At 61.4% G+C, this 14,992-nt stretch carries 9 protein-coding genes and 1 pseudogene; 3 read left to right on the top strand and 7 right to left on the bottom strand.

The window, feature by feature from the left end; translation table 11 throughout:
• From ACN0S5_RS23265 to ACN0S5_RS23245, 5 genes and pseudogenes are all read right to left on the bottom strand, one after another.
• Positions 1 to 176, bottom strand: a pseudogene (locus ACN0S5_RS23265) (polyketide cyclase); the annotation flags it as partial.
• A 4-nt stretch (positions 177 to 180) separates the two neighbouring features.
• Positions 181 to 1,062: a carbohydrate ABC transporter permease gene (locus ACN0S5_RS23260; protein ID WP_417211608.1), complete on the bottom strand. Its 882-nt coding sequence runs from the start codon at positions 1,060 to 1,062 to the stop codon at positions 181 to 183.
• Between the two features lie 10 nt (positions 1,063 to 1,072).
• The gene (locus ACN0S5_RS23255; protein ID WP_417211607.1) at positions 1,073 to 2,104 is read right to left on the bottom strand and encodes a carbohydrate ABC transporter permease; all 1,032 of its coding nucleotides are present in this window, start codon (positions 2,102 to 2,104) and stop codon (positions 1,073 to 1,075) included.
• Between the two features lie 69 nt (positions 2,105 to 2,173).
• A complete protein-coding gene (locus ACN0S5_RS23250) occupies positions 2,174 to 3,424 on the bottom strand; it encodes an ABC transporter substrate-binding protein (RefSeq protein ID WP_417211606.1) in 1,251 nt (416 codons plus the stop codon).
• An 86-nt stretch (positions 3,425 to 3,510) separates the two neighbouring features.
• The gene (locus ACN0S5_RS23245; protein WP_417211604.1) at positions 3,511 to 4,560 is read right to left on the bottom strand and encodes an ABC transporter ATP-binding protein; all 1,050 of its coding nucleotides are present in this window, start codon (positions 4,558 to 4,560) and stop codon (positions 3,511 to 3,513) included.
• 91 nt (positions 4,561 to 4,651) lie between these two features.
• Here ACN0S5_RS23245 and ACN0S5_RS23240 point away from each other — a divergent pair, with 91 nt between their 5' ends.
• Complete coding sequence (locus tag ACN0S5_RS23240; protein ID WP_417211603.1) at positions 4,652 to 5,581, top strand: LysR family transcriptional regulator; 930 nt, start codon at positions 4,652 to 4,654, stop codon at positions 5,579 to 5,581.
• 70 nt (positions 5,582 to 5,651) lie between these two features.
• On the opposite strand, the gene ACN0S5_RS23235 is transcribed toward ACN0S5_RS23240, so the two are convergent.
• Positions 5,652 to 5,789 (bottom strand): hypothetical protein, encoded by a 138-nt coding sequence (locus ACN0S5_RS23235; RefSeq protein WP_417211602.1) that lies wholly within the window; start codon positions 5,787 to 5,789, stop codon positions 5,652 to 5,654.
• Positions 5,790 to 6,183: 394 nt separating this feature from the next.
• Between ACN0S5_RS23235 and ACN0S5_RS23230 the strand changes: the two genes are divergently transcribed.
• Both ACN0S5_RS23230 and ACN0S5_RS23225 read left to right on the top strand, forming a co-directional pair.
• Positions 6,184 to 11,142, top strand: coding sequence for a RecQ family ATP-dependent DNA helicase (locus ACN0S5_RS23230; protein ID WP_417211601.1), 4,959 nt, complete (start codon positions 6,184 to 6,186; stop codon positions 11,140 to 11,142).
• Between the two features lie 739 nt (positions 11,143 to 11,881).
• Entirely contained in the window at positions 11,882 to 14,308 is a 2,427-nt protein-coding gene (locus tag ACN0S5_RS23225; protein WP_417211600.1) for a M10 family metallopeptidase C-terminal domain-containing protein, read from the top strand.
• 68 nt (positions 14,309 to 14,376) lie between these two features.
• Here ACN0S5_RS23225 and ACN0S5_RS23220 read toward each other — a convergent pair whose 3' ends face one another.
• The gene (locus ACN0S5_RS23220; protein WP_417211599.1) at positions 14,377 to 14,688 is read right to left on the bottom strand and encodes a hypothetical protein; all 312 of its coding nucleotides are present in this window, start codon (positions 14,686 to 14,688) and stop codon (positions 14,377 to 14,379) included.
• Between the last annotated feature and the right edge of the window lie 304 nt (positions 14,689 to 14,992).

The following is a 14,992-nucleotide window of genomic DNA, read 5'->3' as shown; positions in this document are numbered from 1 at the left end:
CCGCAGCCCTGATTGCCCATCCAGCGGAACCCCTGCGCGAAGAACTCACCGATATCGTCGATGCGGTGGTCGTTCAGACCGTCGACCATGCCCTCGATCACCCGGCGGGTCTCGTCGGTCCTGGTCATGTCCGTGTCGCGGGTCAGAACCGCCTGTTCGGGTCGTGTGCCTTGCATCACATCATCCTTTCACCGCCCCGGCGGTGAGGCCGCTGACGATCTGACGTTGGAAGAACAGGATCAGCACAAACAGGGGCGCGGTGGCCGAGACCACGGCGGCGACCGCGTACATCACCTTGCCCTCGACCTGCGTCGTGCCCATGAAACTGTTGATGGCCGGAATGATGGTCTCGTTCTGCTCGCTCAGCAGCATCACGGTCACGGTGAAGTCATTGTAAGCCAGCAGGAAACTGAACAGCCCGGTGGTGATGACGCCCGGCCACATTACCGGCACGATCACATGCCGGAACGCCTGAAACCGGGTGCAGCCGTCGACCATGGCGCTTTCGTCCATGTCTTTGGGAATGTTCTTGAAGAACGAGTGCAGCATCCAGAGTGTGAAGGGCTGATTGATCGCCACAAGCACAATGATGGTCGTCGGCAGGATGCCCCAGACGTTCCATTCGAAGAACCAAACCAGATAGCCTGACACGAGCGTGATATGCGGCATGGCGCGGAACACGAGCGCGGCCATCAGGATCCAGAACGCATAGCGGAAGCCTGACCGCGCCAGCGCATAGCCGCCCAGCGTGCCGAAGGTCAGCGAGATCACCACGGTGAAAAAGACGACGATGCCGGTGTTCTTGAAGTTGAACCAAAAGCTTTCGTCGATCCAGGCACCGCGATAGGCATCGGTGGTGAAGGCGCTGCCGGTCTGGGCGATGGTGTTTGTGCCCCTGATTGCGTTCATCCAGTCAGCTTTGGACAGGAAATCCGCCTGCACCTTGAAGCTGCCCCAGAAGGTCCAGAAAAACGGGAAGGCCGCGATGAGGAGCCAGAGCAGGACAAGGCCAAAGGAGGCGGTCTTGAGCGGGGTCAGGCGGGATTGTGATGCGGTTGCCATGAACGTCTCCTCAGAGCGATTTACGGGTGAAGTCTCGCCATGTGCGGACAAGGACGGGCATCATCAGGATCACCACCAGAATGATCGTGAGCAGCGAGGTTGCGCCCGCGGAGGCGTAAAGTGGATTGCCGCTTTCCCGCAGGTCATTGAAAATGATCCAGCTCAGCGAGCGGGCATGCGCGTCAGCCGAGAAACTGACGATCGGCTCAAAGACGCGGAAGTTGTCCATGATCAACATGAGCGTCACGAAGGAGACCAGCGGCATCAGGTGCGGCACGGTCACCAGGATCAGGCTTTGCCATTTCGACGCGCCATCGATCTTCGCGGCCTCCAACGTGTCCTCGGGAACGGTTTGCAGGCCTGCGTAGAAGGTGATGAAACTGAACGGCAGGGTGTGCCACACGCCATAAACCATCAGCATGGTCCACATCAGCGGGGTCGAAGCCTTGAGGCTGAGAGAGGGATCATTGAAGATGTTCTGGATCGTAGCCCCGATCACGCCGTCTCCGTCCACCATCCAGAACAGGATCAGCGACCCCACCAGCGGCGTGACGAGGAACGGCAGAAGCGAGATGAAGATCGCCAGCCCCTTGAGCGCGCCGGGCAGAGTGTTGACGCCCACGGCAATGGCCAGGCCCAGCATGAGCACCAGCGGCGTGACGATAAAGGTATAGGTCAACGTAAAGCTAAGCGCGTTGTAAAAGGGCAGGTTGTAAACCTCATTCCAGAACGCGCCCATGCTGTCCGAATTCGCCCAGGCCTCGCCGATATCGGCAATCGCCAGATGTGAGCGGTTGAAATAGGTGTTCAGCCCGTTGAACCGGCCAAGCGGTTGCTCTTCGCGCAGTTTCTGGGTGGCTTCGAGGTCGACCGAGGTGGTTTCTGTACAACCGAACGGGCCGCAACTTTCCGAAACCACCTGCACCTGTTCATGGGCGACGAACAGGGATTGCACGAAAACCGACACGATGGGCAATGCGATGAAGAGGATCATCGCCGAGAGCGTCGGCAGGATGAACCAGAAAAAGGTGCGATGCTTCATGGCGGGCGTCCCGGATGATGCGTGGATAGTGGCTGGGAGGGGCGCGCAGACGCCCCTCCCGTGAGGCGGTTACTTGAGGAAACCCGCTTCCTTGGCCGCCGTGATATAGGCCGCCTCGACATCGGCGAGCGCCTTCTCGGCGCTCTCGTCGCCTTTCAGGAAGTCGGCCAGTTCGGCCCCGAGCGCGTTATGCATCAGCCCGATCTGCGGGATCATCGGATAGGGCTTTGCCCCGCCCTGCGCCGTAGCGGCGACACCTGCCGCAGCAGGCCCCGGCTTGAACCCCTCAAGCAGCCAGACCGCATCATCGTTGTTCGCCGCGACCATATCCGCGTTCAAGGCGCTGGCCAGTGCGGCAAAGGTCGCCTCGGCCGCTGCATCCGGGATGTTGGTGGAGATGGTGAAGCCGTCCCACCACAGGGTCGCGCCGGGCACGCCGCCGGGCGCGACCGATGGCGCCGCGGACAGGACGGTGTTTGCGGTGATTTTGGCCATCGCCCCCTCTTTGTCGAGGATCGGCGCACCGCGTGACCCCCACATGATCCCCAATGCCGCCTGCCCGGCCTCCCACAGCCCCTGGGTCTCGTTGGAGGCTTGCGTCAGGTGGTCGGGGTGCGCGTATTCGACGAGCGCCTTGAGCGTGTTCAGGGCCGCAACCCCGGCAGGGCTGTTGACCGCCGGCTCTGCCGTGCCGGGTTTGAAGAATTCACCGCCATGGGCCATGAACACGAGGTTGAAGGATTCACCCACATTCCAGCCGGTTTTCATGTTCATCACAATGGGATGTTCCATGATGCCGGCCTCGCGGATCGCCTTGGCGGCGGCGACAACCTCGTCATAGGTGGTGGGGATTGTGTCGATGCCGGCCTCGGCGAGGATATCCTTGCGGGAAAAGAGGTGCTGCGCGTTGGCCATGAACGCTACCGCCATGACCTTGCCATCGAGGGTGATCAGCAGGTTTTTTGGCAGGTTCTGGCCGTATTTTTCCACCAGATCGTTCAGGGGACGGACAAGGCCATCGTTCATCAGCTGCGTGAGGGTAGAGTTGGCGACGATCACCGAGGTATATTCCGCGGGGTCAGGCTTTAGCGCGGCGTTCATGATCTGGCGCGCCTCGGTCGTGTGGTTGCGGGTGAACTCGGCGGCCTGCGCACCGCAGTTCTTTTCCGCATCGTCGACCACCGCGTGAATCGCCGGGAAGTCGGAGGCAAGGATGCGGATCGACTGGCCTGCGGGGCCGCAGTTGACGTCTTCGGCAAAGGCGGCGGTGGACATCAGGCCAGCGATCATGCCGGTCATGGTGATCTTGTGCAGAAACATGTCATTCTCCCTGTGCTTCTGTTGGATTGGATGCGCCTTGCACTCGGGCATCCATTGCGTTCTTCCGGGATACCCGAAGGAATTCCCTAGCCGCCGATGCGCTGGCCGTTCTGGCCGTCGAACAGGTGGCAGTGATCGGTGGGCACGTGAATCGAGACCATGTCATCGATCTCGGCGCGGAAAGCCTTGTCTGCGCGCACGCTGACCAGCGTCTTGCCCAGGCGCACCGTGACCATCGTGGCGTCACCCAGAAGCTCCAGCGTGTAGATCGGCGCATTGATCTGGCCGCCGCTTTCGACGACCTGCGCATCCTCGGCGCGGAAACCCAGCGTGACTTTGCCATCAGGTGCGGAAAGCCCGTCGATGCACGTTGCGGGCGCAATGAAGCTGCCGCCTTCCGCCTGCCCTTGGATCAGGTTCATCGCGGGCGAGCCGATGAAACTGGCAACGAATGTGTTGGCAGGTCGGTCATAGATCTCGGTCGGGCTGCCCACCTGCTGGACCACGCCCTTTTCCATCACGACCACACGATCGGCGAGCGTCATCGCCTCGATCTGGTCGTGGGTGACGTAGATCGTGGTGACCTTGAGCTCGTGCGACAGGTTCTTGATCTGCGCGCGGGTGGACACCCGCAGCTTCGCGTCGAGGTTCGACAGCGGTTCGTCCATGAGGAACACGTTGGGTTCCCGCACGATGGCGCGGGCCAGCGCCACGCGCTGCCGCTGACCGCCCGACAGTTCGGCGGGACGGCGATGCAGAAACTCGTCCAGTTCCACCATTGCGCTGGCACGACGCACTTTCTCGTCGTGGGTCGCCGGATCAATGCCCCGTACCTTCAGCGGAAAGCGGATATTCTCATAGACGTTGAGGTTGGGGTACAGCGCGTAGCTCTGGAACACCATCGCCACATCGCGGTCCTTGGGTTCCAGATCGTTGACCTGTCGGTCGCCGATCCAGATCTCGCCGTCCGAGGGATCCTCCAAACCGGCGATCATCCGCATCGTTGTCGTCTTGCCGCAGCCTGACGGACCCAGAAGCACAAGGAATTCCCGATCTGCGATCGTCAGATCGAAATCGTCGACGCCAACGAAACTGCCCCACCGTTTGCAGACATTGCGAAGGTGTATCTCAGCCATGCGGTGCCTCCCGAGTGTGGCTCTTCGCGCTTTGCATGCGCTTGCAAGGAGACTAGACGAAACACGATATTCAATATAATGAAATCAATCTATGACAGATATAAACCAAATTAATTTGAGACTGATCGACACGACAGTCCTGTTGATCTTCCTCAGCCTGATGCGTCATCGCAAAGCAACAGAGGTTGCGCGCGAGATGGGTTTGACGCAACCGGCGGTCAGCCATGCGCTGAAACGTCTACGCATGCTCTATGGGGATCCGCTTTTTCTACGCCGGGCGCACGGGCTCGAACCGACATCGCTGGCGCAAGAGTTGGAGCCGAAAATTCGCAGGATTGTGCGGCTGCTGTCCGAGACGCTCGACGATCCGGAAGAGTTCGATCCGGTTTCCACTGCGACCGACCTCAGGATCGGAGCATTCGATTACGAACTCACAAGTGTCATACCCAAGCTGGTTGCCGAAATGCGCAATCTCAGCCCGAACATTGACGTACACGCCTACCCGCTCGTTTATAGCGAGGCGCTCGACGCTCTTGTCCAAGGACGGATCGACCTTGCCATTGGATACTTTGATATTCCACCAAGAAACGAGGCGTCTTTTGTCGTCGAGGACCTCTATTGCGATCACTACGTTCTGGCTGGTCGCCGCGACCACCCGCTGTTGTCTGCAAACCCGACACTTGAGGACATGGCGCAAGCGGACCACCTGCTTGTTTCGCCTCACGGCCTGATCCGAAACCGGGTGGACGAAACGCTGCGAATGCAAGGCTACAAAAGAAACATTCGCACGGTCGTTCCGTCGCTTTTTTCGGCGCTCTCGATCATCGAAAATTCGGATCTTGTCGTGACGTTGCCCAAGCGTGTCGCCCAGAGTAACGGGCAACGTTTTGAAATCATCCACAAGCCGTTGCCGATAGAGGTGGGCGATTTTCAGTTGCAAGCTGTTCGGCATGCGCGCGATGCCAACAGTCCGCTTCACTTTTGGCTGCTCGAAAACTTGCGGCGGATTGCGTCCCTTTAGGTATTTGAGATTGCAACGAAATTGGGCTTGTCCGACCGCCTGAAACCGTATGGCTTGCCTGTACCCGATTTCACTGGCGCGTGGCCGTCGTATGCAATTTTGCAGCCTGCGGCAGTTCAACGAGAAATCGGTCGCGGAGCGCCGACATGTCGACGTGCCGGGTGTCTTTCAGAAATTGCTCGGCATAGGCTTCGTGATGTTCAGTCATCAAACGCCCTGTGTCTCGGTATTGCTGCGGGATTCAGGGAGGGGGTTTTACTGACAATCGGGCGCTCTTGATATCCGGGAACAGGTGCGGCAGGTCACTGATTAAACAGGGCCCGACGGGGGTAAAGTCGGTGCCCTGCGAACACAGGTATAGAATTCCTACAGCGCGTTTTTACCTGTCGTTCTTGACCGCAATGGTTATGGCGGGCCACATATGCTATTGATTTGAAAAGCTTCGCTGGTGCTCCCTGCTAAAAATCGTCCAAAAACCCGATCCATTCCTGGCGCAATGCCTGTCCGTCGACCTCGAAGTCGACCCGAAAACGGCGCGGGTCTTTGATTTGGCAGCGGTGCGCTGTGATGGTGCTCCTGCTATTCGGGGCCAAAAGGGCGACATGGCGGCGGCGCTGGATCGGCTGGAGGCCGACCTTGCCGATGCGGGGCACCTGATCGGGCACAACATCCTGCGGCACGATCTGCCGCACCTGATGGCCATGCGGCCCCGGCTGGCCAAACTCGCCGGGGCGCCGATAGACACGCTTTGGCTCAATCCGCTGGCGTTTCCGCGGAACCCCTATCATCACCTCGTCAAGCACTATCATGATGGCCGCCTGCTCTCGGGTCACGTCAATGATCCCGCGGAAGATGCGCGGCTGGTTTTTGATGTGTTGACCAACCAGCTGGAGGCCTTCCGCGCAATGAACGCGAAAGCGCCGGAAACGCTGGCCGCCTATCACTACCTGACGACACGTGGCGAACTGGATCAGGGCTTCGACGCGGTGTTCAGCCATGTGCGCGAAACCGCTGTGCCAACCGTAGAACAAGCGCAACAGTTGCTCGGGCGGTTGCTGGAGGGAGAAGCCTGCAAAACGGCTTTACAGCACATCGTGGAACGGGTCGGCTCACCGCAGACAGGATGGCCGTTGGCCTACGCGCTGGCCTGGATCTCGGTCGCCGGTGGGGACTCGGTCATGCCGCCCTGGGTGCGGATGCAGTTCCCTGATGCCGCGCGCATGGTCAAACGGTTGCGTGACACAACCTGCGAGGCCCCGGATTGTGCCTGGTGCCGCGAGAAGAGCGATCCGGTGAAAGCCCTGTCCCGCTGGTTCGGCTTCGACGGGTTTCGGCCGACACCCACCGATGCCGATGGCCGCCCCCTGCAAGAACGCATTGTCGATGAAGGGATGCGGGGCAACAGCGTGCTGGGCATCCTGCCAACCGGGACGGGCAAATCCGTCTGCTACCAGATCCCGGCACTGGCCAAGTTCGATCGGACGGGCGCACTGACCGTCGTGATCTCGCCGCTGGTCGCGCTGATGGCCGACCAGGTTGCGGGTATGGAACGCACGGGCATTTCCGCTGCGGTAACTGTTAACGGGATGCTCTCGCTCCCTGAACGGCAAGACGCCCTTGACAAGGTGCGTATGGGTGATGCCGCGATGCTGTTGATTTCACCTGAGCAGCTGCGCAGCGTGTCGGTGCGATCCGTTCTCAAGCAACGCGAGATCGGGTTGTGGGTTCTGGATGAGGCGCACTGCGTCTCTAAATGGGGCCACGATTTCCGGCCCGACTATCGCTATGTCTCCCGGTTCATCCGGGAAACATCGGGCGACGAGGATCCGGCACCGGTGATATGCTTGACGGCCACCGCCAAACCGGAGGTCGTGCGCGATATTCGGGACCATTTTCACCAACGGCTCGGCACGGATCTGCTGTTGCTGGATGGCGGGGCCTCACGGACAAACCTGAGTTTCGAGGTGCGCTCGACCGGCAAGCGGACCAAACTGGCGGATATCCTGTCAGTCATAGAACAGCGCTTGCCACCCGAAGGCGCGTCCGGCGCTGTGGTTTATTGCGCAACGCGGAAGGCAACAGAGGACGTGACGCAGTTCCTGCAACAGCAGGGGCTGTCTGCCGAACGGTATCATGCGGGCCTGACGCCGGACGAGAAGAAGACTATTCAGGAACGGTTCCGTGTTGGTGATTTGCGTGTGATCGCGGCGACCAATGCCTTTGGCATGGGGATCGACAAGCCGGACATCCGGCTGGTGGTGCACGGAGACATTCCTGGTTCGCTGGAAAACTACCTGCAAGAGGCAGGACGCGCTGGCCGAGATAGAGATCATGCCAATTGCGTGTTGCTCTACGCTCCGGATGACGTGGAACGGCAGTTCCAACTGTCCGCACGGTCCCGGCTGGACCGTCGCGAAATCGGCGCGATCCTGAAAGCCGTTCGACGCATGGACCAGCGGACGCGCAGCACCGGGACCGTTGTTGCCACCTCGGGCGAGATCGTGCGGCAAGAGCATGATCGTGAGTTTCAGCGCGAGAGCGCCACGGATGACACGCGGGTCAAAACGGCGATCTCCTGGCTGGAAGAAGCCAAGCTCCTGTCGCGGGAAGAAAACCGGGTCCAGGTTTTCCCGTCCTCGCTTCGGGTTCGCAGCCTCGACGAGGTGGGGTCGCGGATCGCCAAGGCGCAGATCACTGGGATGCGGCGCACGCAACTGATGGACCTCGTGCGCCACCTGATGAACGCCCCGCCCGACGAGGGGATCTCCACCGACGAATTGACAGGCATCAGCGGGCTGACCGGCGGGCAACTGACCAAGGCGCTGGCCGATCTGGAAAGCCTTGGTATCGCACGGAACGACACGGCGGTGACCGTATTCGTGCATTACGGGACAACGGACGACTCCCGAAAGCGTCTGACGCAGGCAACACAGCTTGAAACCGACCTCATTGCCCTGATGCGGGAAGAGGCACCTGATGCCGAGGATCAGGTCAGCACACCGTTCAACCTTCAATTGGCTTGCCAGAAACTGCGAGATGCGGGACACAGCCATGTTCGACCGGATGTGATTGAAAAACTGCTGCGGGGTATGGCGCGCGACGGGCGCGACCTCGATGGCGGCAAGGGGAATGTGCGCCTGCGCAAGGCGTCGCGAAATTCGCTTTTCGTTGCCCTGCAACGCACTTGGGCCGTTCTCGAACAGTCGGCAGCGCTGCGCAGGCAAGCCGGAGAGGCGCTTGTCGAACATTTGCTGGGGCGTCTCGCGAAAGGTCAGCGCGGCAAGGATCAACAGGTCGAAACGACGCTGGGCGACATGCTGGCAAGTCTGACTGGCGATGCTTTCCTGCGCGGGCAAGTCAAAGAGATGACGCGTCTGATGGACCGGGCCCTGCTGTGGTTGCATGAGCAGGACGTTGTGACGCTTGGAAAAGGTCTGACTGTTTTTCGACCGGCGATGACCGTGCAACTGGCCCCTGGTAAAACGCAGTTCCTGGTCAAGGACTTTGCCCCCCTACAAGAGCACTACGACGAGCAGACGGTGCAGACCCATGTGATGGCGGCTTATGCGGAAACAGGCCTCTCCTCGATGCCAGAAGCGATGCGCCTGTCAGAGGACTATTTCGCGCTTGATCAAGAGGCCTTCATGGGCCGTTGGATGAAAGGCCGAACGACTGAGGTCAAACGGCAAACGACCGGGAAATCCTGGGCCAGCGTTGTCGAGTCCCTCGGCAACCCGGTTCAGCAGAAGATCGTCGCCGATGATCGGGACGCCACGAATGTGCTTGTTCTCGCCGGGCCGGGGTCGGGCAAGACGCGGGTGCTGGTGCATCGCATCGCCTACCTGATCCGCGTGCGTCGCGCAGATCCGCGCAGCATTCTTGTGCTGAGCTACAATCGCCATGCGGCGGTCGAGATCCGGGCACGGTTGCGACACTTGATCGGTGATGTGGCATTTGGCGTAACGGTTTCGACCTGCCATGCGATGGCCATGCGGCTGGTCGGCGCGAGTTTCGCCGGCTCGCAGGCCGAAAGCCGCGATTTCGACGGCATCGTCATGGAGGCGGTGCGCCAATTGAACGGTGAAGGGCTCGGCAAGGCTGAGGCAGAGGCGCAGCGCGAGACGCTGATCCAGGGCTACCGCTGGATTCTGGTCGACGAGTATCAGGACATTGGTCCGGAAGAATACGCCTTGATCGCTGCCGTGGCAGGACGGACAATCGACGATGAGGACATGAAGCTGAGCCTCTTCGCCGTGGGCGACGACGATCAAAACATCTACGCTTTTGCAGGTGCGTCTATCCGCTACATCCGCCAGTTCGAACAGGATTATCGCGCGCGACCGGAATACCTGGTCGAGAATTACCGCTCGACAGGCCACATCATCGCGGCGTCGAACACGGTGATCGCCGGGGCGGCGGACCGCATGAAGATCGGCCATGACATCACCATAGACCGCAATCGTCGGAAAGAGTCTGCGGGCGGCATCATGGCCGCGGGTGACCCGGTTGGGCAAGGGCGTGTGCAGTTGCTGCAATGTCCGCCGGGGGATCGTGCACAGGCGGTTGCCGCCGTGACGGAGTTGCAGCGGATGGAGGCTTTGGAGCCCGGCTGGAATTGGTCACGCACGGCGATCATCGCGCGGAACTGGCGACAACTCGCCCCGGTGCGCGCCTACGCCGAAGCGCAAGGTGTCCCTGTCGAAATGGCGAACGAAAGTCTCCCCAGCGTTTGGCGATTGCGCGAAATGCGGCAGTTCATCGAAGGCATCAGCCGGGATCGGACGCGCCTGCTCGACGTGACGGATTTGCTGGAGGTCGTGAACGCCCTGCCGCGAAATCGTTGGGCGGATCTGATCGCCGAGGGCGTGGCCGCACTGGTGCAAGAAATCGGGTCAGGGTCTGCGTCTGTGCCCGACCTCGTCGAGTGGTTTGGAGAATGGTCACGAGATGCCCGCGGCGAACAGCACGGGTTGTTGTTGATGACCGCTCACCGGGCCAAGGGGCTGGAATTCGACGATGTTGTGATCTTGAACGGCGGCTGGGACCGACCGTCGAGAAACGAGGACCTCGATGCGCCACGTCGCCTGTTCTACGTCGCCATGACCCGCGCCCGCCGCAGCCTTGCGGTCATGACGCAAGGCGCACACGCGTTCCTTCCCTCGGAAGGCGACAGTATTCTGAGGCGGCATGCGGCTCTACCCGAGGAAAAGTATCTTCCGCCTGACAGGACTTACCTCATGCCAGACATGAGCCAGGTCTTCATCGATTGGGCCGGGCGCTTGCGCGCTGGCGATGCAAGTCTCCAAGCCATCGCTCAAGCGCGGACTGGTGACCCCGTCACTCTGAACCAGCAGAATGGGCGCTGGTGGGTGACGGATCGACAGGGGCGAAGGCTGATCGGAATGAAAGGCGGATGGGGGGTGCCGGATGGTCGCCGCATCGTCTCCGCGTTCATCGGCGCGATTGTCGCGCGTCATGCGCATGAAAGCGGCGAAGACCATCGCGCCAAGCTTCAGCAGGAACGTTGGGACGTTGTTCTGCCAGAGATCGTTCTGGAATGAGAACGGGCACGTTGGTCCGGCGTCAAAGGCACGTTAGAAAGTCGCCTTGGTCGTGCGTTGCGAGAAGCTCGGACAGGTCCCTGTTGGTCTTGGTTACCGGGGTCTTCGTGTAATCCGTGGTTGAAGTCGCCAAATTCCACCTCGGTGAGCGCCCGAGATTACACCGTCGACGGCGATGAAATGACACCACGTCCTCGGACACTGACTTGGACAGAATCTGCATGGCGGAATTCCAGCAGTTTGCAGCGCGAGACCGGTGAAGAGACACAGCCGTCTTCGGACAAAACCGACGCCTCATCTCATTGATATCACGACGGACTAATTGAGCGCCCCTGCGGTTGCGTGGGTAGCGGCTTTGGTGCGCTTTGCGTACTCCAAGGCACTCCTGTGCGCACAATTGTGTTGGTCACGCACGCGGCAATGTGCTGGCAACACACTGAAAGATGACGCATTCGACATCCGGGGCACCGGCAGCTTCTTGCGGTCCCAAGGTCGGGATCGGATCACTCACACTCCGGTCGCTCGGAAAATCCGCAGGAACGTCGGGGCTCTGATCAACCACCGGCAGAGCGCCTCCGCCGGGTGAGGCAGCCAAATCGCGCGCCGCCACGGATTTCCATCGACTCGTCGCGCGAAATGGGGCCAGACTGCGGGATTGCCGGCGGCGTGGTGAGTCCTGCTCTTTGTCCCGGACGACAAACGATTTGACCGGCTGGCTTCCCCTGGAAGGGCGAACAAAATGCCAGTGAACCCCGGAACCGACACCATCCGCGGGGATGAGTTGACGACCGAAACCATTTCGATCGGTGAAACACGCTACAGCGCGGTCGATACCGGCGGCGACGCCGACTGGTTCAAGATCACGCTCACCGATGCGGATGCCGGCAAGCTCATGTTGATCGACGTCGTCGGCGCAGGGGGGCAACCGCTGACCGACACGGTGCTGGAGGTCTATGATGTCTTTGGCGGACTCGTCTTCGTCAACGACGATTTCAACGGCCAGACAGCGTTTTCCCAAGTCGTTGTCGATCTGTTCGGAGCCGAGGAACTCTTTATCTCGGTCCGCTCCCCTGACCTTGCGGAGACGGGGGGCTACCGTCTGACCACCACCGCCTATCTGCCGGGCGATGACAGCATCCCCGCCGACGCGTCGACCACCGAGACGATCAGCATCGGCCAGACCGTTTCCGGGGAGATCCAGACCGACGGCGATCAGGACTGGTACAGGATCGACTTGCAGCAAGGCGAGACCGTCCACCTGACGCTGGAGGGCACGGTGCCGGGCGGTTTTGACATCGCGCCGTTCATGGGCATCTTCGGCCCGGACGGGACGACCCACCTGCGGAACACGTATGCCGGGGATAACATTGCGACCGTGTTCTGGACGGCACCGGCTACCGGAACCTACTTCATCGCGGCGATGTCCTTGTCTTCGGCGACCGGGGCCTACCGCCTGCGCGCCGATCCGCCGTTCTTTTCCGAACTGTTCACCGAACACTCGGTGTTGACGGAGACCGTGCAGACAACGCCTCTGGCCGACGTCGCCGACCCGGTGAAGGTCTACTTCCTTCAGGCGGGCGAAACCGCGCCCGAAGGCACGGCCGACGGGGTCAACGCCTACGAAATCGGCCAGTACATGCTGGCCTTTGCCGAAGTCACCAAGGTGGCGAACGTCGAATACGTCCAGACGACCGTCCGGGCCGAGGCCGACATCGAGATCTTTACAGGCGACCTCGTCGATGCCTTCGGGTCAGCAAGTTTTCCGGGCGTCACGCCACAGCATTTCAACATGAACAACCGCGTCCCGGAATATTCCGACGCCCCCGGCGGCGGGCTGGAGCAGGGCGGCGTCGCGTTCCAGGTCGCCTTGCACGAAATCGGCCACACGCTGGGCCTCGCGCATACTCACGCGTCCGGCCGGGGCGCGCTTGTCATGGCCGGAGTGACCGAAGCCTTCTATGACCTCGGGGTCTTTGACCTGAACCAGGCGGTTCATTCGGTCATGAGCTACAACCGCGGCTGGTGGTCCGGTCCCCGTGGTCCGATCGTCAACAGTGACCTGCCCTCTCTCGGCAGCGCGGGCACCTATTCGCCGATAGACATCGCGGCGCTGCAAAACATGTACGGTGCCAACACGACCACCGGGGCGGGCAATGACATCTACGTCCTGGGCTCGGCGGACAACTTCTACAAGTCGATCTGGGATGTCGGCGGCATCGACCAGATCCGGCTGGAGGGGACCGATGACGCGGTGATCGACCTGCGCGCCGCGACCATGGCCTACGAGGCTGGCGGCGGCGGCTTCATCTCGCACATTCCGCGCTGGCACGGAGGCCTGACAATTGCCAGCGGCGTGATCATCGAGAACGCCACCGGCGGGTTCGGTTCGGACAGCATCACCGGCAACGGCGCGGACAACATCCTGAACGGGCGCCTGGGCAATGACACGCTGATCGGCGGCGAAGGCGCGGATACCCTGACCGGGGGCTTCGGCGACGACTGGCTGGTCGGCGGGCTGGGCGCGGATGTGCTCGACGGCTCGCCGGGGGACAGCGACACGCTGGACTACTCGGCAGCGACCAGCGGCGTCACGGTGCGGCTGTGGAACAACACCGTCTCCGGCGATCCGGTGGCCAGCGGCGACACCATCGTCAACTTCGAGAACGTCGTGGGCGGCTCCGGTGACGATTTCATCGTCGGCAACCTGAGGGCCAACCGGCTGTCGGGAAATGGCGGCAACGACACGATCATCGGTTCGGGCGGTGGCGACACGCTGGAGGGCGGCGCAGGGATCGACATCCTGCGCGGCAATGCCGGGATGGACGTGCTGATCGGCGGCGTCGGGGGCGATTTCCTGACCGGCGGGACCGAGGCCGATGCCTTTGTCTTCGCGGTCGGGGATACCGGCATCGGCGCGGCTCGGGACCAGATCATGGATTTTGAAAAGGGCCTGGACCTGATCGATGTAAGCGGCCTGTCCCCGGCGGAGTTCGAGTTCCGCGGCACCGCCCTGTTCGCCCCTTCCGGCAATCCCGAGCTGCGGCTGTTCGAGACACCCTCCGGATCGACCATCGTGATGGTCGATGTGGATGGCGACGGGGTCATCGACGCCGAAATCCGCGTGGCCGGGGTGATCGGCCTCGCGGCGGAGGACTTTGTGCTGTAAGAATTGGCGACATCCTGAACGCGCCGCTTATGGCCTGTCCGCCGTCGAGTCGACCTGCGGGCGACCGGTCATGTCGTCTTTTCGAGCCGCTCGATCCGGATCAAGAGGTTGCGCACGGTCGCGATGTGCCATCCCGCCATGCCGGTCCGGATTGCTCGGGCGTTCCGTTGCTCCGCCAAGGCGCGCCGGGTTGTATGGCGCTCGGCGCGAATGGCTTCGATTACCGGATGCAGGTCCTCGGCGAAGGCGTCGGCATTGCCGCGCACCGTCAGGAAAGTCGCGGTGCGTCTGTAGGCCTCGAAGCTCAACCCTTGGAGCAGCTCCTCTTCGACGAGGTCCTCGTGGTCGCCCGCGGGCAAATCTCCGGTGTATCCCGGCAAGGTGAACGGGTTCGAAAATGTTACGGTCGATCTCCGTCATGATCGGCTGTTCGGCGCATACGCTGACAGCGTGGGTCAAGAAGGCCGAAGTCGACAGCGGCGAGCGGGCGGCCATGGCCGGGCCGTCAAGCCGGAACATCTCGGAGCCTTGCCCTGCGGCCCCGGCACCACAGACGCTTATCCCCGCGCCGGTCGACACGGGGATAAGATGCCGGTTGCCGCCAGTCTCTGAGCTACCTCCCGAAATTCGGACACTGACATAAGCTATGATTTGCAGTCTGCTGATCTTCGACGAGAAGGAGAT

Origin of the sequence: Antarctobacter sp. (assembly GCF_048262615.1) — a bacterium.
GTDB lineage: Bacteria > Pseudomonadota > Alphaproteobacteria > Rhodobacterales > Rhodobacteraceae > Antarctobacter.
Note: the sequence above shows the minus strand (reverse complement) of the source record. Positions and strands in the feature narration are given on the sequence as shown.

Excerpts from the sequence above, each read along its gene's own strand:
- ACN0S5_RS23260 (WP_417211608.1), bottom strand. The coding sequence starts at position 1,062 with ATGGCAACCGCATCACAATCCCGCCTGACCCCGCTCAAGACCGCCTCC.
- ACN0S5_RS23240 (WP_417211603.1), top strand. The coding sequence starts at position 4,652 with ATGACAGATATAAACCAAATTAATTTGAGACTGATCGACACGACAGTC.
- ACN0S5_RS23250 (WP_417211606.1), bottom strand. The coding sequence starts at position 3,424 with ATGTTTCTGCACAAGATCACCATGACCGGCATGATCGCTGGCCTGATG.
- ACN0S5_RS23255 (WP_417211607.1), bottom strand. The coding sequence starts at position 2,104 with ATGAAGCATCGCACCTTTTTCTGGTTCATCCTGCCGACGCTCTCGGCG.
- ACN0S5_RS23225 (WP_417211600.1), top strand. The coding sequence starts at position 11,882 with ATGCCAGTGAACCCCGGAACCGACACCATCCGCGGGGATGAGTTGACG.
- ACN0S5_RS23235 (WP_417211602.1), bottom strand. The coding sequence starts at position 5,789 with ATGACTGAACATCACGAAGCCTATGCCGAGCAATTTCTGAAAGACACC.
- ACN0S5_RS23245 (WP_417211604.1), bottom strand. The coding sequence starts at position 4,560 with ATGGCTGAGATACACCTTCGCAATGTCTGCAAACGGTGGGGCAGTTTC.
- ACN0S5_RS23230 (WP_417211601.1), top strand. The coding sequence starts at position 6,184 with ATGGCGGCGGCGCTGGATCGGCTGGAGGCCGACCTTGCCGATGCGGGG.